This is a genomic window from Flavobacterium chilense, assembly GCF_001602525.1.
GTDB classification, from domain to species: Bacteria; Bacteroidota; Bacteroidia; order Flavobacteriales; family Flavobacteriaceae; genus Flavobacterium; species Flavobacterium chilense.
This window is the reverse complement of sequence record NZ_LSYT01000001.1, coordinates 601270-619068: the sequence shown is the minus strand read 5'-3', so window position 1 is coordinate 619068 and position 17799 is coordinate 601270. Positions and strand designations below refer to the sequence as shown.

General features: G+C 34.8%; 16 protein-coding genes and 1 tRNA gene. 11 read left to right on the top strand and 6 right to left on the bottom strand.

Translation table 11 applies throughout. The annotated features are described in order from the left end of the window. Nucleotides 1–14 precede the first annotated feature (14 nt). Nucleotides 15–635, top strand: a complete 621-nt coding sequence (locus tag A4F88_RS02575; protein ID WP_245179005.1) for a 4'-phosphopantetheinyl transferase family protein — start codon at nt 15–17, stop codon at nt 633–635. A gap of 913 nt (nt 636–1548) precedes the next feature. Here A4F88_RS02575 and A4F88_RS02570 read toward each other — a convergent pair. Beyond that, nucleotides 1549–1625 (bottom strand) — tRNA-Arg (locus tag A4F88_RS02570). 114 nt (nt 1626–1739) lie between these two features. On the opposite strand from A4F88_RS02570, the gene A4F88_RS02565 reads away from it, so the two are divergent. Next, the gene (locus A4F88_RS02565; protein ID WP_068840961.1) at nt 1740–2252 is read left to right on the top strand and encodes an adenine phosphoribosyltransferase; all 513 of its coding nucleotides are present in this window, start codon (nt 1740–1742) and stop codon (nt 2250–2252) included. Between the two features lie 43 nt (nt 2253–2295). Here the strand turns inward: A4F88_RS02565 and A4F88_RS02560 are convergent, their stop codons facing one another. The 3 genes from A4F88_RS02560 to A4F88_RS02545 all read right to left on the bottom strand — a co-directional run bounded on the left by A4F88_RS02560 (nt 2296) and on the right by A4F88_RS02545 (nt 4788). Then, on the bottom strand, nt 2296–2946 hold the full coding sequence (locus A4F88_RS02560) for a response regulator transcription factor (protein ID WP_068840960.1): 651 nt from the start codon (nt 2944–2946) through the stop codon (nt 2296–2298). Beyond that, a complete protein-coding gene (locus tag A4F88_RS02555; RefSeq protein WP_245179003.1) occupies nt 2936–3595 on the bottom strand; it encodes a sensor histidine kinase in 660 nt (219 codons plus the stop codon). The genes A4F88_RS02560 and A4F88_RS02555 overlap by 11 nt, the downstream gene beginning before the upstream one ends. A 752-nt stretch (nt 3596–4347) precedes the next feature. Continuing rightward, nucleotides 4348–4788, bottom strand: a complete 441-nt coding sequence (locus A4F88_RS02545) for a hypothetical protein (protein ID WP_068840957.1) — start codon at nt 4786–4788, stop codon at nt 4348–4350. A 282-nt stretch (nt 4789–5070) separates the two neighbouring features. Between A4F88_RS02545 and A4F88_RS02540 the strand changes: the two genes are divergently transcribed. The 6 genes from A4F88_RS02540 (at nt 5071) to A4F88_RS02515 (ending at nt 10708) form a co-directional block, all read left to right on the top strand. Next, nucleotides 5071–5928: a hypothetical protein gene (locus tag A4F88_RS02540; protein ID WP_068840956.1), complete on the top strand. Its 858-nt coding sequence runs from the start codon at nt 5071–5073 to the stop codon at nt 5926–5928. Between the two features lie 19 nt (nt 5929–5947). Further along, nucleotides 5948–6352: a hypothetical protein gene (locus A4F88_RS02535; protein WP_068840955.1), complete on the top strand. Its 405-nt coding sequence runs from the start codon at nt 5948–5950 to the stop codon at nt 6350–6352. Nucleotides 6353–6370: 18 nt separating this feature from the next. Next, nucleotides 6371–7096, top strand: a complete 726-nt coding sequence (locus A4F88_RS02530) for a hypothetical protein (RefSeq protein WP_068840954.1) — start codon at nt 6371–6373, stop codon at nt 7094–7096. A gap of 64 nt (nt 7097–7160) precedes the next feature. Next, nucleotides 7161–7700 (top strand): hypothetical protein, encoded by a 540-nt coding sequence (locus A4F88_RS02525; RefSeq protein WP_068840953.1) that lies wholly within the window; start codon nt 7161–7163, stop codon nt 7698–7700. Between the two features lie 80 nt (nt 7701–7780). Continuing rightward, nucleotides 7781–9454, top strand: coding sequence for a S8 family serine peptidase (locus tag A4F88_RS02520; RefSeq protein ID WP_068840952.1), 1674 nt, complete (start codon nt 7781–7783; stop codon nt 9452–9454). 12 nt (nt 9455–9466) lie between these two features. Further along, nucleotides 9467–10708 (top strand): peptidoglycan-binding domain-containing protein, encoded by a 1242-nt coding sequence (locus A4F88_RS02515; protein ID WP_068840951.1) that lies wholly within the window; start codon nt 9467–9469, stop codon nt 10706–10708. 54 nt (nt 10709–10762) lie between these two features. Here the strand turns inward: A4F88_RS02515 and pheT are convergent, their stop codons facing one another. Then, complete coding sequence (gene pheT, locus A4F88_RS02510; protein ID WP_068840950.1) at nt 10763–13183, bottom strand: phenylalanine--tRNA ligase subunit beta; 2421 nt, start codon at nt 13181–13183, stop codon at nt 10763–10765. A 273-nt stretch (nt 13184–13456) separates the two neighbouring features. Between pheT and A4F88_RS02505 the strand changes: the two genes are divergently transcribed. The 3 genes from A4F88_RS02505 to A4F88_RS02495 all read left to right on the top strand — a co-directional run bounded on the left by A4F88_RS02505 (nt 13457) and on the right by A4F88_RS02495 (nt 16709). Further along, nucleotides 13457–14962 carry an aldehyde dehydrogenase family protein gene (locus A4F88_RS02505; RefSeq protein WP_068840949.1) on the top strand — a complete coding sequence of 502 codons (1506 nt, stop codon included), beginning with the start codon at nt 13457–13459 and terminating at the stop codon, nt 14960–14962. A 272-nt stretch (nt 14963–15234) separates the two neighbouring features. Next, the gene (adhP, locus tag A4F88_RS02500) at nt 15235–16269 is read left to right on the top strand and encodes an alcohol dehydrogenase AdhP (RefSeq protein ID WP_068840948.1); all 1035 of its coding nucleotides are present in this window, start codon (nt 15235–15237) and stop codon (nt 16267–16269) included. 65 nt (nt 16270–16334) lie between these two features. Further along, entirely contained in the window at nt 16335–16709 is a 375-nt protein-coding gene (locus A4F88_RS02495) for a DUF779 domain-containing protein (RefSeq protein ID WP_068840947.1), read from the top strand. A 152-nt stretch (nt 16710–16861) separates the two neighbouring features. On the opposite strand, the gene A4F88_RS02490 is transcribed toward A4F88_RS02495, so the two are convergent. After that, nucleotides 16862–17785: an AraC family transcriptional regulator gene (locus A4F88_RS02490; protein WP_068840946.1), complete on the bottom strand. Its 924-nt coding sequence runs from the start codon at nt 17783–17785 to the stop codon at nt 16862–16864. Nucleotides 17786–17799 lie beyond the last annotated feature (14 nt).

Sequence of the window (17799 nt, the reverse complement as noted above, 5' to 3'; positions counted from 1 at the left end):
TATATTACTGCTATTTGTCTGGAGAAAATCACGAAAAGTTATTAAAAAAGGAACTGCCCAAACTGCCTTTTGCTTTTAGGGAAAGATTAAAAAAACGTGCAAAATGGCAGGATGTACAGTTATCAGTCTTAGGAATGTCTTTGCTGTTTACTGCTGTTAAAAAGCAGTATCACTTAAATTTGGATGCTCATGATATATTATACAATCAATATAATAAACCTTATTTTAAAGGAAATCCAGTCTACTTTAATATTTCCCATTCCGCTGAAATTGCTGTTTGTGCCATTACAGATAAAACGCAACTGGGAATTGATATAGAAAAGATATACCAAATTGAGTTGGGCAATTTCAAAGGTAACATGAGTGATTGCCAATGGAATGATATTGTTTTTTCAAATAATGCACAAGAGGCTTTTTTTGATTATTGGACCCAAAAAGAAGCTGTCATAAAAGCCGCTGAGAAAGGGTTAAATATTAATCTACAGTCATTCGAAATTCTGGAAAAATCTGCCAGTGTAGAAAAAGAGATATATTTTTTGGAAGAGATAAAGATTGATAAAAGCTATAAATGTTATCTAGCACATAAAATAAAAGGAAAGACCTGTCTAAAAAGTATAGAAATTAAATTAATTTAAATAATCGAACATTTGGGTATCTTTCTTTTGATGCCGCAAAAATATTGCTGTCTTCTTAGGAGGCCTTCACGCTATATGTTCCAATCTATGTGCCGAACCCCGGCACAAAAGGATTTCACTGCACACGAGCGAAGCGGACTGGCGAAGCAATCGGGGCTAATAAGGCTTGACCATCACTATTGTTTTGCTGTAATCCACAGCATAAAAGCGTATCGCTTTGATTAAATAAAAGCCAGAGTTGATTTAAAACCTTAAATCCGTAAGGATATTGTTTTTCTTAAACTAAACACTTTTGAACCCCTGCAATACCTTTTTATTTTTGTAATTTAGTAACTGTTTCATTCAAGAGCCAATTGACTTATTTTAAGTCATTGGCTCTTTTTTAAAATACCCCTTTAAAGGGTCATTCTCTATAAGGTCCTTTTCTATGTCCTTCCCCCTTATGTCTTTGGGTCCGCTTTGGGGTTCCTTTTAAGGGTGCTGCGGGTCATAGGGGCCTGCTGTTTTTGGCTGTGGTTTTTGGGGCTTTGATCGGGTTTTGAGAATTACGGTGGTGCTTGTGGTAATTTTTTGTTGTATCTGATGCTGATCACTGGGTTTTTAGGTTTGATATTATTTTTTTGGAGCTTTTTCCCGCTATACGTTCCAATCTTTTGTGCCGAACCCCGGCACAAAAGGATTTTCACTGCTATCGGGGCTAGGGCTGCAGGCCCTATTTTGCGTTGGAGAAATGTAAAATTGAATTCAATTGTTGTATTTCTAATTTACAGGCGATGCAAAAAATAAAGTATTTCCGGTTGTTATGTCTTATAAAAAAAGGAAACGAAAACAAAAAAATCACCAATCTATTGATTAAAATTTTTTTATGCAAAATAAGGCGTCAATTGTCTTCAATTGGCGCCTTTTGGCTGTGTGGTGACCTCGACTGGATTCAAACCAGTAACCTTCTGAGCCGTAATCAGATGCGCTATTCAGTTGCGCCACGAGGCCTTTTTGTTATCAATTCAGCTATTTTTTGTAGCTTTGTTGATTGCTTATTGCGGGTGCAAAGATAGGCATAAATGTGAGATATACAAGCATAAAATAACATAAAATTAAAAAAAAATGAAGATTGAAAATTATATACGTGATATTCAGGACTTTCCTAAAGAAGGAATTTTGTTTAAAGATATCACGCCGCTCTTAAATGACCCACTTGCGAGAACAGAATGCCTTAAAATTTTAGCAGAATCTTTAAAAGGACAAAAAATTGACAAAGTAGTAGGAGCAGAAAGTCGTGGTTTTTTCTTCGGAATGTTGTTGGCTCAGGAATTAAACGCAGGCTTTATTCCGGTGAGAAAGCCTAAAAAGCTGCCTTATGACATCATCTCAGCATCATACGCGCTTGAATACGGAACAGATAGACTGGAAATGCATACAGATGCGATTAAAAAAGGAGATCGCGTTTTGATTCATGATGATGTTCTGGCAACAGGCGGAACAGCAAAAGCAGTTTGCGAGCTGGTAGAAAAATTAGGTGGTGAGATTGTGCAATGCAATTTTTTGATGGAACTGACTTTTCTAAACGGAAGAGAAAAAATTAAGGAGTATCCCATTTTTGCCGCCATCACATATTAGATTTCAAATCAATATTACAGAAATAAAATTGTCCTGGCTTTTATTAAACCAGGACAATTTTATTTTTAATAGCATAAAGTACTAAACCAATACGGGTTTTTATTTCGAGTTTATCAAACAAACATTCCCGGTAACCGTCAATTGTTTTGGGGCTCAAACACATTTCTGAGGCAATTTCTTTATATGTTTTCTCTGTGCAGGCATGTTTTATAAAAACGATTTCTTTTTCCTTTAAACTTATTTTTTTAGAATCATTATTGGCTTTTTTGACCAGCATTCCGGAAACCAGTTCAGTAAAATAGAAACCTTTTTCGATAACAGATACAATAGCATCTTTAAAAATTTCGGGAGAAGTATCTTTCAGCAGATAGCCTTTTGCTCCGTTAGCCAGCATTTTTATAATAATTTCTTCATCGTCATTTACAGATAATGCAATGACTTTTAAAGAAGGTCGGTTTTCTTTAATCCATTTCATGGTACTAACACCATCTAAAACAGGCATATTCACATCTAATAAAATTAAATCTGCGTCTGTATCAATATTTTCCTGTAAATAAGAGATAAAAGTTTTACCGTTTTCAAAATGATGGATCACCTCAAAATCCTTAAAACTGTTAATAAGGAGCTCTAATGACTGAGAAAAAAGCTGGTGATCATCTACAATAATAATTCGATTTTTTTCTTTAGGTTTCATCGTATGGGGTTAAGGGGTATTCTAAAGTTACAGTTGTTCCTGATGAATCTGATTTCATAATCAATAAAGCGCCAATTAACTTGGCTCTTAACTTCATATTATTTAATCCGGATCCTGAATTTGTTTTGGAGACATCATAGCCAATTCCAAAATCTTTCATTTCTAAATAAAAAACAGCATTTGTGGTGGTAATATTTACTTCGAACAAATCGCTGTGAGAATACTTTAAACTGTTGTGTAATGCTTCCTGAAAAATGCGGTAAATAAACAAATCATGCTCTTCGCTAATGTTGGGTATTTCTCCTGTAAAGGTATAATTATATTGTATATTTTTTAGTTTTTTTATACGTTCAAGATCTTGTTTTATCGCTTCTATGAAATTGGTTTGAAGTAAGTTATCTTTGTTAATGATTCGGGATAAAATCCTGATTTCGTCCAGTGATTTGGCGAGTATTTGTTTAAGATCTGTGAGTTCGGTTTTATAAACAGGATTTCCGCTATTGATATACATATTGAGCTGCATAATACCTACAGACACAATCTGGCCAATATTATCATGAAGCTCTTTACTAATTTCGCTTAAAGTCTGATCTTTAATTTCGATTCTTGTTTTTATTAATTCCGATTGGAAATACAATTCAGATTCCATCTTTTCAACCAGATACGTGTTTTTTTTCTTTAAAAAATAAAAGAAGATCACAAGTAAGATGATCAGTAAAGTAAAAAAAACAATACCTAATGAAATGACTAATAATTGTATTTCTTTTCGCTCCATAAAAACCCAATAATAAAACAGCTATGCGTTAGAAAATTCAATAAAAACAATACCAGACTAAATACTGATTCGTCTTGTTTGATTAAAAACCATTTTATGGCAAGCATAAAAGGTAAAAACGGTACATGAAATATTAAAATACCTAAGATGTACCAAAAAAACACTGATTTTTTAAAATTTAAAATTTGGTCTGAATTAAAAATTTCTATCAAATATAAACAAGATAATACCATAACCGTCAGAACGCCAATGGCAAAACTATAAATGAACGAATGATTTACATCTTGCCTGTAATAAAAAATATTCAGGACAAATGACGAAATAAACAATACCAAACATAATACTGCTGTTGCCCTGTAATTGATTTTTACCAGTAAACTCCGCAAAAGGAGGATATAAGAACAAAAGCTAACGAACATATAAAAATTGAATATATAATAATTTAATACGCCTGTCCACTCTGTAAAATGATAGCCAACTACTTCTGTCAAAGCAGAAAACCAAATTAAAGCAACTAAAAATTTAGCTCTTTTACTCGGGAGCTTATGTAGTGAAATCAATCCTATAATTCCTGAGAACAGAGCTAAATAAACAATATAAAATCTTAAAAATTCAAACATAATTTTTTAGTATAATAATGCAGGCGGTCTTCCAATGCTGCCATAATTCATAGGTTCGATAGTCGAAATATCTGCATTATCATCTTCACGAACCAATGCAAAGGTTTGTATCCCAACTGTATTTGTGGTATTGGTTTTTATTTTTTTACCTGTTGCTGTCAAAAATAACGTCATTAAACCGGCTTTTTCAGCATATTTTCTCTCTTCAGGATATACGCCAAAGTAAAAACGGATTCCGGTAACGTCGTATCCTGTTTTATCGCCTTTGGTTTTGATATAATGGATATAGTTTTCGAGTTCTTCTACAGAAAACCAAACAGCGTTTGCATCTTCTTTTTTAATGTACTTCGCAATAATGCCGGCTCTGTATTTCATAAAGTTCAGATGCAAATCCTTAGCGAACTTTTTTGTAATCAATTGAGTCGGTCTACCTGGTTCTTTTTTCATAATCTTAAGAATTAAATCATTTTATAATTAATTAGTAATGGTTTGTTAACTAGATTTTTAATGAAATCTTCAGAGCAAAATTATTTTAAACCTACAAAGCTGACAAGGGGAAATACCCCTTTTTTTGTAGGGTAAATTTATTGAAAAAATAGGGTTAAAGTGCTGTTTTGTAATAAATTATAAAAAATCAATTTTACATCGTTCATTTTTGTGCACAAAATGGATAGGCGAAATCTGAAAAGCCTGTTAAAAGAGTAAGAGTCAATTGTAATACTAAAAATTATGAGTTTATATCATGAAGTTTTTCAAGGAGAATCATTCAGCGAAGACAATTATTTTGAAGCTGTACGATATGTTTTAGGTCCTGAATATTCAAATCTTAATGAAAATGAATTAGAGGATGTACTATTGTCAAGAGTAGACCAAATGTCTGAAAGTGAGGCCGAAGGATTTTGGTCCAGTTTAGGAAATGTTGCCAGTAGTATAGGTTCCGGAGTTTTAAGAGGAGTTTCGGCAGTTGCTCCCATTGCAGGAACAGCCATTGGTACTTATTTTGGAGCACCACAAATAGGAGGAGCCGTAGGGGGCTTAGTAAGTAATCTTGCCGGATCTGCCAGTGCAGCATTAGACAACAATCGCCAGCAGCAACAGCAAAGACCAGTACAACCGCAACGACGTCCGGTTTATAACAACAGACCAAGACAAAATCCTTCTCCAATTGGACAGGCGTGGGGTAATACAACCCGATATCTGGCAGATGCGGGTAGAGCCGCAATTCCGGCAATTCAGCAATACGTGCAAAACAATCCGGTTCAGTTACGTCCTCAGGCAGCACAGGATATTGGCAGAGTACAGGGGTTGTACAATCAATTGGGAGGTGTAATCAACAATCCGCAATTTCAGGCCGGACAAGCTCAGCAGAGTTTAGGAACAGCAAGTCCAAATGCACCAATCGAAAGCCATTCTTTTGCAGAATTAATCGAAAGTGTCAATTATCTCACAGAAAATATTCTATATGAATATTACAATGGAGGATTAATTCCAACCGAAGATTACTACATCGATCAATACGGCCAGTTTGTTGGCACCAACACCCCAAACAGAATAAATAGACTTGAAAATTCTATTGCCAGTTTATAAAACCTAAAAAGTTATACCAATGGATGCTTATATAGAATATTTGAAAGAACATAATCCTGAAATGGCCAAATACTTTGAGCTAATGCAGCCTATGATGGATAAAAAAGAACCGGAAGAGGAAAAAGAAACTCCCAAAATTGATTTAGAACTTGAAGAAAGAATCAAGAAGCTAAAGAAAATTAACCATAAGCTTTTTACGATTATCGAAGGATTAAAATTTCAATTGGAATTTGAATTAAATCAAAACGATGATCTGGCAAAAGCAATTGGTGCCTGTACTGAATGTTTTGGGGATAATATAGATTGTCCGGAATGTTTTGGAACAGGAAAACCAGGAAACAGTATTCCGGATTTCATTCTTTTTAATAAATATATACAACCTGCAATCCAGAAATATAACAAACATTATTTCAACAAAAATTAACCATTAAATTTAAAAATTATGAATTATTTCGAAAGTTATTTAGATGAAGATTTATTGAATGAAGACTACTATGGTGAAGATTTGCTAAGCGAAGATTTATTAGAAAGTTACGACGAAAGTTATGATGAAGCTGCAAAGCGCAGACGACCATCAACAAGAGGCATCAGACCCAATGTGAGTTCTGCGGTAAAACAAAGATCAAACTTTGGTAAAGCATTAAGCGGAAGAGCTAATGATTATGCCACCAAAAGCGAACTGAAAAAATCGCTTGATGCCATTTCTAATCAGGTAAATGAGCTTAAAAAGACTTCATTGGCAACCAATAAAGCTTTGGTAGCGTTAGATCAAAAACATACAGAATTTGCAAAAATTGATGCCAGAAAAGGGGATAACCAAACCAAGGTTTTAAAGAATATGCAAATGATGAGCATGATGGGATCTCTTCTGAATCAGCCAAAACTGAAACCTGAAAATCTGGAGATTGTAGCTGATACAAAAGATAAAGACGGAAATGTATTGTCTACAAAAATCGTCGAAAAAGCAAACACAAGTGCTATTTATGTAGATCAAACCATGTCATTGTTATTACCTATGATGACAACAATGGGAGATTCAGGTTCAGGAAAATCAGACAACAATATGATGTTGCCGTTAGTCTTAATTATGTCTCAACAAAATAAAGACAATACAAACAATAACAACATATTACCGCTTGCAATGGTGATGATGATGATGAACAAGTAATATTAAAACAGGGCAGTTGAACCCAATTGCCCTTTTGTTTTTATTAACCTTAAAATTATAAAAGATGAATCCATTTAATTTACTAATCAATTATTTTATAGCAAACAGCAGAGCGAGCTATTATAATATTCCGGGAAATAAGGAAGTGACCAATACGGGAATTTTAGCGGGAATGATTTCAGAAAATCCATTGTTGAGCTATTTAATTATTGATAATAAGGCAAAAATAGAAGGAGAGAACTCTCATGCTGCAACAACAGAAGCCGTAATAATTCCTGTTACGCACAGTACTCCGTCATTACCACCAACAGGAACGGGAACTTTGCCAAATCCTCCTAAAGAACAGCCTGTAAACGTGATAACCTTAGAAGCTGTAAGGAATGAAATAACAGCTAGCAATAAAAACCTGGAAGAGACTATTCTAAAAGAATTGTCCGGACTAAAGGCAAAAATAGAATCGTTTGACAAAGATAAAATCGCCATAAACGAATCTATTGCAAAAATCGAGAAAAGGCTGGACGAAGTAGCAAAAGCAAATCAGGCAGGAAATACAAAACCTGTTGAGCCTGATGTAAAAACACAATCTAAAACTAATCCCAAATGAAAACGTTAGGGATTAGAACGGAAATAAGTTTAGAGAAATTATCAGCCTTAAAATCTTTTTAAAAAACTAAATGCAAAATCATGGATCCTAGACTTAAAGTTATATTATATGGTAATCCGGATGAAGAATTATCCTTACTGATGCGTTTAGAAAAAGAAAAGGATTATCCGGATCATTGCAAAATCATTTCAGAATTTGGCAAAATTGTAAGCATACGCACCAAGAGGCGTTTTTTATTGACGATTTACAATAGTAAAAAAGTAAAAAGTCTAAAAGCACCCAGCGTAGTTCCTGCAAATCAGGCAATAGAACAAGATTTTGAAAATCAGGTTTTAGAAAAGAAAAACGACGTTACAGACAACGGAGTTTCAAATGTAGTATTTGGAATTATCGATTTTGGTTTCGACTTTACTCATCCTGATTTTATCGTTGATGGCAAAACACGTTTCGAGAATATTTGGGTACAATCAGACCGATATGATGGAAATCAATATGGTTACGGAAGAATTATTACCAAGGCACAGATTAATGAAGCTCTATTGGATGAATTTCCTTTTAAGAAACTGGGTTATCATCCCGGTAAATCAGATTTATTTGGAAGCGGAACTCATGGAACGCATGTTTTGGGAATTGCCTGCGGTAACGGAGCTGTTGCAGCAAGAAGTTTTGCGCCCAATGTTCCAATTGTTGCAGTTGATCTGGGTTTAAATAATATTAACGGATCAAATTTGTCGTTGGGAGATTCTGTAAAAACCTGTGAGGGACTTCATTTTTGTATTTCGAAGGCATATGAGCGACCACTTGTAACCAATATGAGTCTGGGAGGTCATGGTGACGCACATACAGGACAAACATTGTTAGAACAAGTAATTGATTATATTCTGACTTCCAGAAAAGGAACAGCCATTGTACAAAGCACAGGAAATTACCATCAGGCAAACGTGCATTGCTATGGCGATATTAAACCAAATCAGAAAATCAAGATTCCGTGGATGTTCAAGAAAAATGACCGCACACCCAACGAAATGGAAATCTGGTATCATGGAGACGATGTTTTAAGTGTCAATATTTATGATGATAATCAGAAGCTCCTGCTTTCGTCAACGCCTTTTAAAGACGAAATGATTGTAAAAGATGATGATGAAGTAGGTATTTGTCTGCACAGATGTAACGAACCTAATACCGGTAAAAATCAAATTAATATTTTGATCAACGGAAAGTTAAACTCAAAATTCTGGACTATTGAATTAGTGGGAAGAACTGTTAAAAACGGCCGTTATCATTGTTATATTGAGCGTGATGACGGCGGTCAGTCCATTTTTTTGCCTGCCGTTGCCAATAAAACACATACAACCAATTCTATCTGTAATTCAAAATACAGTATTGTGGTAGGAGCTTATAATCAGGATGATGAAACCAAACCTATTTTATCTTTTAGCAGTTCAGGACCTACCGTTGACGGGAGAATGAAACCCGAGCTTGTGGCACCCGGTTTTAAGATAAAATCATCCTGTTCGTCTTCAAGCAGAGAAAACAGAGCTTCAAATAAACTCACGGCTAAAAGCGGCAGTAGTATGGCAGCGCCTTATGTAGCTTCTTTAGTCATGAAAATTCTCGAAAAAGAACCTGACCTTGACATTAAAGCAATCAGAAAAAAACTCTTTGATGCCTGTGATACTGCTTTTTTTAAAGACAATAATTTTGAAGTTTTCAGAGCAGGACATGGTTATATCAACCCTAACAAAATAACATAACACCGGAATACAATGGAAAATATAGTTTCGAATACCTCGCTCATAAATCAAAATCCTTCCAGTCAGAATCTGTCAGGAATAGTAAGCAATAGTGTTGGCCTGAATGCTGTTAATAATCCTGCTGATGTTCTGCAGATTCAAAATTATTTAAAAGCATTAGGATATCCAGTACAAACAAATGGAGTTATTGTAAACAATCAAACAGATAATACAATTATTTCTGTTCTAAATTTTCAGGCTAATAACAGGATTCTGGTTACGGGAATAATTTATCCAAATGATCAGACTTATAATGCTTTAAAACAGCTAAACAGTGTTAGTGTTTCTTTGACAGAAGGAGAAGATGAGTCGGTGCACCAGCCTTTTATTACCAATTCGTTTATTTTTAGACGAAATGCCGGAAATGCCAATACACTAAATGTTATTTTCGAAGGTGATTCCTGGTTAGATTATCCGGTGCCAAGAGTTCTGGATTTGTATGATACAATTACAGATCAAAATCAAAGGCTTAATCTAAACTGTCTGCATTTGGCCAAATTTGGAGAAACTACTTCAGATATGTATACTGACAGGGCTAATTTTGTACAGTATATAAGTGGTTATCGTATTGACCGAATTTATTTTAGCGGAGGAGGAAATGATGTATTTCCTCAATTGGGCAGAATATTAAACTCAGGAGTTACATTGTTTGATGCTGCTTTTTTTACAGATTCAGCCAAATTAAATGAATTAAAAAATATGTCTGCAGGAGATGCTTTATATCAAAAATGCATTCAGTATAAAAGATATCTTAATACAACAACTTTTGATGCTGCTCTTTTTAATTCAGCAAACCTTAATAGCATTTTCAACACAATTATGCGCAATTATCTGGGTTTTGCAAGCATCATAAATTCTCATTCTACGCCCAATACCATTTTTTATATGCATACTTATGATTATCCGTTATTTAAACTTGGTGTCAGACCTTCGATAGTAGGGATTAATTTACCGCTTGGGCCCTGGATAAAACCTGTTTTCGATCGATTGGGTATTGCAGATGAAATTTTACGATGCTATATCATTATACGTTTACTGGATAAATTTTATGCCCTTTTATGGCAGATCAAAAATCATTTTGGCTACTACGGATATCGTTTTCAAAGCAGGATAATAGATTACCGAGGACTTTTAAATTCGTCCGATTACTGGCGTGACGAGATTCATCCCAATTCAGTTGGAGCAAGACGATTGTCAACGCGCGTTAATTTTTAAAACAGAAAACCCGACTTAACAAAGCCGGGTTTTGTATTTAAAAAGGAATAATTTTTATCTTAAACTTGCTCCAAGTTCAGTCTCAAAAGTTTGTTGCAGTTTCGACATGATCTTATCAATTTGAGCATCTGTAAGCGTTTTGGTATTGTCCTGAATGGTAAAACTCAAAGCATATGATTTTTTACCTTCCGGAAGTTTTTCGCCTTCGTAAACGTCAAATAAATTAACATCTTTCAAAAGTGATTTTTCTGTTTGTTTAGCCAGATTAAATATACTTTCGTAAGTAGTACTCTTATCAATTAGCAAAGCTAAATCTCTGCGTACTTCAGGATATTTAGGAATTTCACTATACTTAATTTTTCCAGTGATGATTTTCAGAACTAAATCCCAGTTAAAATCAGCAAAATAAACATCTTGTTTGATTCCGAAATGTTTCAGTATTGACTTTTTCACTACACCCATTTCAACCAGCGTATCATTGTTGTAGCAAATTGCAGTTCCTTCAGAAAACACATCAGACTGAACTGGTGCATTCGTAATTTTATCAATTCCTAAACGGGTTAAAACACCTTTAACATATCCTTTTAGTAAAAAGAAATCAGTAGCTTTTTGCGGGTTTGTCCAGCTTTCTTTGTTTCTGTTTCCTGAAATTAATAAAGTTAAATGTTTGTGCTCTTCATATCCGTTAAGATATTTGTGGTACGATTTTCCAAATTCGAATAATTTTAAATCAGCATTTTTTCTGTTGATATTATACGAAATAGCTTCTAAACCAGAAAACAATAAAGACTGACGCATAGTAGCCAAATCACTGCTTAACGGGTTTAACATCGTAACATTATGTTCTTCTTTTAAAACAGTAGATAATTTAGCATAAGCTGCTGTTGTCAGAGAATTTGCCATCATTTCATGAAAACCCTGTGAGTTTAACTGAGAAGCGATCACATTCTGCACTTTGTAATCTTCTGTTCTTGGCGAATTAGAAACGGTTGCGTTAAACTTTTTAGAGAAGTTAATGTTGTTGTATCCATAAACCCTCAAGATCTCTTCGATAACATCAATTTCGCGTTGCACATCTACGCGATAAGCCGGAATAGTTAAACCTAATCCCGAATCAGAAACGCTGTTTACTTTAATGTCTAAAGAAACCAGGATTTTTTTGATGGTATCTTTTGGAATTTCCTGTCCGATAATTTTCGAAACATGACTGAAATTCAATAAAACTGAAAAATCTTCTACTTTTTTAGGATATACTTCTACAACATCAGATGTTATTTTTCCGCCTGCAACCTCCTGAATTAAAAGGGCTGCACGTTTCAAGGCATATTCTGTAATTGTTGGATCAATTCCTCTTTCAAATCTAAAAGAAGCATCTGTATTCAATTGATGTCTTTTAGCTGTTTTACGAACGCTTACCGCATCAAAATAAGCACTTTCTAAGAATATAGTTGTAGTACCTTCAGTAACACCTGATTTTTTTCCTCCAAAAACTCCCGCAATACAAAGCGGACCTTTTTCGTCGCAAATCATTAAGTCTTCTTTGTGTAAAGTTCTTTCAACATCATCCAGCGTAACAAATTTTGTACCTTCAGGAAGTGTTTTTACAATCACTTTTCCGTTGATTTTTGCTGCATCAAATGCATGAAGAGGCTGACCTAATTCGTGTAAAACATAATTAGTAACATCGACAATATTATTTTTTGGAGTTAATCCAATAGCTTTCAAACGATCTTGTAACCATGCCGGAGATTCCTGAACAGAAATACCAGAAATAGTAACACCACAATATCTGGGTGCCAAAAGAGGCTCCTCAACATTCACGTCGATTTTTAAAGTACGCATGTCTACTCTGAAATTACTTACAGATGGTGTAATCAATTCAACATTGACACCACGTTGCAGCATTCCGGCTCTTAGATCACGTGCCGTACCTAAGTGGCTCATGGCATCAGCACGGTTTGGAGTTAATCCAATTTCGAATACTTCATCATTAGCAATCTTAAATACTTCAGATGCTTTGGTTCCCGGTACCAGTTTTTCGTCCAGAATCATGATTCCGTCGTGACTTGTTCCCAAACCTAATTCATCCTCGGCACAAATCATTCCATGACTTTCCTGTCCGCGTATCTTACCTTTTTTAATAGAAAATTCAGCACCCTCTTTATCATATAGAACGGTTCCTATGGTTGCAACAGGCACTTTTTGTCCGGCAGCCACATTAGCAGCACCACAAACAATCTGAATAGGGGCTTCTAAACCAATATTTACAGTTGTAACCTTTAATCTGTCTGCATCAGGATGCTTTTCACAAGTAAGTACGTGTCCTACAACAACACCTTCCAAACCGCCTTTAACAGACTGGTATTTTTCGACAACTTCTACTTCAAGACCCAAATCGGTTAATAATTCTGAAGTTTGTTCAGATGTCCAGTCAGTTTTAATAAATTGTTTTAACCAGTTGTAAGATATTTTCATGTTAACTTTTTTATTCTTGTATGAGGATACAAATATAAGGATTGCGCGTTGTAGTAAGAAACAATTTATTTGGTTTTTTCGGACTGATTTTTATTCTTATAAAAATCCCTGAACCTGAGTATTTTATATTTTTAAAGCCAATTTTTTAATAAATAAATATTAAAAGTTAGTTATAAAAACGAATGTGTAATTTTTGTGCTATTAGATGAATGAAAAGTGCTATTCTGAATCAATTTATGAAAGTAAATTTGAAATGAATCAAAAAAACATATTATGAGCACAACCGCACAAAGACCTGAATTTAAGGCAAAATATGACAATTACATAAACGGAAAATTTACAGCACCGATTAAAGGGGAATATTTTGATGTACTTTCTCCTATAGACGGAAAAGTATTTACAAAAGCAGCGCATTCCGGAAAAGAAGACTTAGAACTTGCTGTTGATGCAGCTTATGAAGCATTTAAAACATGGGGAAAAACATCAGCTACAGAACGAAGCATTTTATTGAATAAGATTGCACAAAAAATAGAGGATAACCTTGAATATATTGCAACTGTAGAAACTATTGATAACGGAAAACCAATTCGCGAAACCCTCGCAGCTGATATTCCGCTGGCAATTGATCACTTTAGATATTTTGCAGGAGTAATTCGTGCCGAAGAAAGTTCGATTGCAGAACTGGATTCTCAAACCGTTACAATCGCTTTAAGTGAACCGCTGGGAGTTGTGGCGCAGATTATTCCGTGGAATTTTCCAATTTTAATGGCAGTATGGAAAATTGCTCCGGCACTGGCAGCAGGAAATACAATTGTTTTAAAACCAGCTGAAAGTACCCCGATTTCTATTTTGGTTTTAATGGAATTAATTGGAGATATTCTTCCTGCCGGAGTTTTAAATATTGTAAGCGGGTTTGGTGCCGAATTAGGCCGACCACTGGTAACCAACAAAAAAGTTTCAAAAGCAGCTTTTACAGGTTCAACCACTACAGGGCGTTTGGTTATGCAATATGCTACTGAAAATATTATTCCGGTAACATTGGAACTAGGAGGGAAATCGCCTAATATTTTCTTCCCGTCTGTAGCAGATCACGATGATGACTTTTTTGACAAAGCGATAGAAGGTGCTGTTTTATTTGCGCTGAATCAGGGTGAGATTTGTACCTGTCCGTCGAGATTGTTAATTCACGAAGATATTTACGATAAGTTTATTGCAAAAGTAATCGAAAGAACAGAAGCGATTGTTAAAGGAAATCCGCTGGATAAATCTACTATGATTGGAGCGCAAACTTCATTGGTTCAGAAAGAAAAGATTATGTCTTATATTAAATTAGGAAAAGAAGAAGGTGCAGAATTACTGACAGGTGGTGATGAGAATCATTTAGGCGGAGATCTCGAAGGTGGTTATTACATTAAACCAACGTTGTTTAAAGGGCATAACAAAATGAGAATTTTTCAGGAAGAGATTTTCGGACCTGTTTTAGCTGTAACTACTTTTAAAACTACCGAAGAAGCGATTGAAATCGCCAATGATACCATGTACGGTTTAGGTGCAGGAGTCTGGACACGAGATGCACACGAAATTTATCAGGTTCCCAGAGCAATTCAGTCCGGTCGTGTCTGGATCAATCAATATCACTCTTATCCGGCCGGAGCTCCATTTGGAGGTTACAAACAATCCGGAATTGGTCGTGAGAATCACAAAATGATGTTAGGACAATACCGCCAGACAAAAAATATGCTGATATCTTACGATAAAAAGAAATTAGGTTTCTTCTAAAAGAACCTTTAATTGTTTGGGTAAACACATAGAAACATAGAATTTATAGTCTGAAAAAGACGTTTCACTTGTTTTTAAAATACATAGTTTTTGCTATGTGAGGAAAATATATTCCTCTTTAGCATTCTTTGTAATACACAAAAAATCTATGCTTCTATGTGTTGAATATTATTTCTGTAAAATCAAACCCAGCAAGTATTATCCCTATTTAATATAAACCTGAGTAATAATAAACGATTTTGTTTACTATACTCACTAAATCAATCTTTGTTATGTTACCAAAAACGATGAAAGCAGCTGTTATTAGAGAATTTGGATCTCTTTTAAAAATTGAAGAAGTTGAAGTAAAACGACCGGGAAGAAATGAAATTCTTGTAAAAGTGATTGCAAGTGGTGTTTGTCATACAGATTTGCATGCTGTTGAAGGCGATTGGCCAGTAAAGCCCAAAATGCCTTTAATTCCGGGACATGAAGCCGTAGGTTATGTTGCGGCAGTAGGTCAGGATGTAAAAAATGTAAAAGAAGGTGATGCTGTTGGAGTACCATGGCTTTATAGTGCCTGTGGCGGATGTGACCAATGTATTACAGGCTGGGAAACCTTATGCGAAAGCCAGCAAAATGGTGGTTACAGCGTTGATGGCGGATTTGCTGAATTTGTAATTGCTGATGCACGTTATGTTGGAATTTTACCTTCAAATGTCAATTTTATGGAGATGGCTCCCATACTTTGTGCCGGAGTTACAGTTTACAAAGGCTTAAAAGAAACCGAAGTAAAACCGGGAGAATGGGTTGCAATTTCTGGAATTGGAGGTTTAGGACACGTTGCTGTTCAATATGCAAAAGCAATGGGAATGCATGTTGCTGCCATTGATGTTGCAGATGATAAATTGAATTTGGCTAAAAAACTTGGGGCTGATTTAGTAGTAAATGCAAAAAATCAAAATCCTGGAGAATACTTAAAAAAAGAAGTTGGCGGAATGCATGGGGCATTAGTTACCGCAGTTTCTCCTGTTGCATTCAAGCAAGGTCTTGAAACATTGAGAAGAAAAGGTACTATGGCATTAAACGGACTTCCTCCAGGTAATTTTGATTTATCGATTTTTGATACTGTTTTGAACAGAATTACAATTCGTGGTTCTATTGTTGGAACACGTAAAGACATGAAAGAAGCAATAGAATTTGCTGCCGAAGGAAAAGTGAAAGCCACAGTGAATCCGGCAAAATTAGAAGATGTAAATGAAGTTTTTGATAAAATGAAAAAAGGGCAAATCGAAGGACGAGTCGTTCTTGATATTGCAAATTCATAATAACAATTAAAAAAAGCAGTAAATTTATATTAATAGGTTTGCTGCTTTTTTAAAATACAGAAATCATGATTAAAAGAATTGATGCCACAGAAAAAGCGATAGAATTAATTAAAATTCTAAAAGAAAAACATGGAGATTTAATGTTTTATCAGGCCGGAGGATGCTGTGAAGGAACGCAGCCACAATGTTTTGAAAAAGGCGGATATTATCAACGAATGGGAGATGTGTGTATTGGAACTGTTGAAGATACTGAGTTTTGGGTCGATAAAGATTTATTTGAATACTGGAAACATGCCCATTTTACGTTAACCGTAATTGATGCTTTTGGAGTTGGCGGTTTCTCTCTGGAAACACCTCTAAAGAAAACTTTTCAAATCGAATATCGAATTTTTACAGAAGAAGAGGAGAAGGATTTAGAACCGGTTACGAGGATAGAATAATTTTTAAGTAGCAAAGATTCAAAGTTGCAAAGTTGCAAAGGTTTTATCTTGATGTGGAAAATTATTACTGTATTTACATATTTTGATATGTTGACAAAGAAAGAGACTCCTCAAATTAAACTTTGCCTCTATGTACCTTTGTGACTTTGAACCTAATTAATATAAAGTAACTGATACTGTTTCGGTGTGATTCCTTCGTATTTTTTAAATAATCTGATAAAGTAATTAGCATCTTCAAATCCGGCGAGATAGCAAACCTCATTGATTTGTAATGTTGGGTTCTTCAATAAATTTTTGGCACATTTTATTTTTTCATTCAAAATATATTCAATCGGACTCATTCCGAGTTCGCGCTTAAAGAAACGATAGAAAGAAGCTGTGCTCATACAGGCTTTTTCGCTTAGAATTTTTAAATTCATGTTTTCCTTCAAATTTTCTTTGATATATTCCGTAACCTCTTTTATCGGATTGCTGTCTTCTATAAACTTACCTTCATCCAAAGACTTTACCGTTTGGGTTTGAATAATCCGAATCAATAATTCTTTTAAAGTTAAATCAGCCAGAATATCTTTGGTAATAGATGTGCTCATGCATTCTTTAATCAGTTTATTGATCGTCGTTGCCATTTCGACATTATTGTAAAAGAAATAATTCTGATAGTTCAATTGCCAGAACATATTGTTTCCTTCTTTGGGATATTGCTCGTTTAAGAAGTTTAAAATTTCGGCGATTTTAGTCTGGTCAATAGCCAGAGCCAGACATTGAGTAGGATTGTTTTTGGAGGCTTCCGGAAAATCAATTTTCATTTCTACATTAGAAGGCACAATCACGGTTTCACCCGGCAGATATTCAAATTCCGGATCATCGAAAAGATGCATGACTTTTTTGCCACGAAGCATACTGGTCACAACCAAATCATTAAATTTTAACGGAACCATTTTAGTCGATTCGTAGGTTTCAAACAAATTCAATTCACAATGACTAAGATTGTAAATGGTTCTGTTCTCGACAAGAGTCTTTAACGATTTTTCTTGTGATAGCTGAAGCGGATTGACTAAAAAACGTTGGTTATTCATTAAACTTAAGTTTT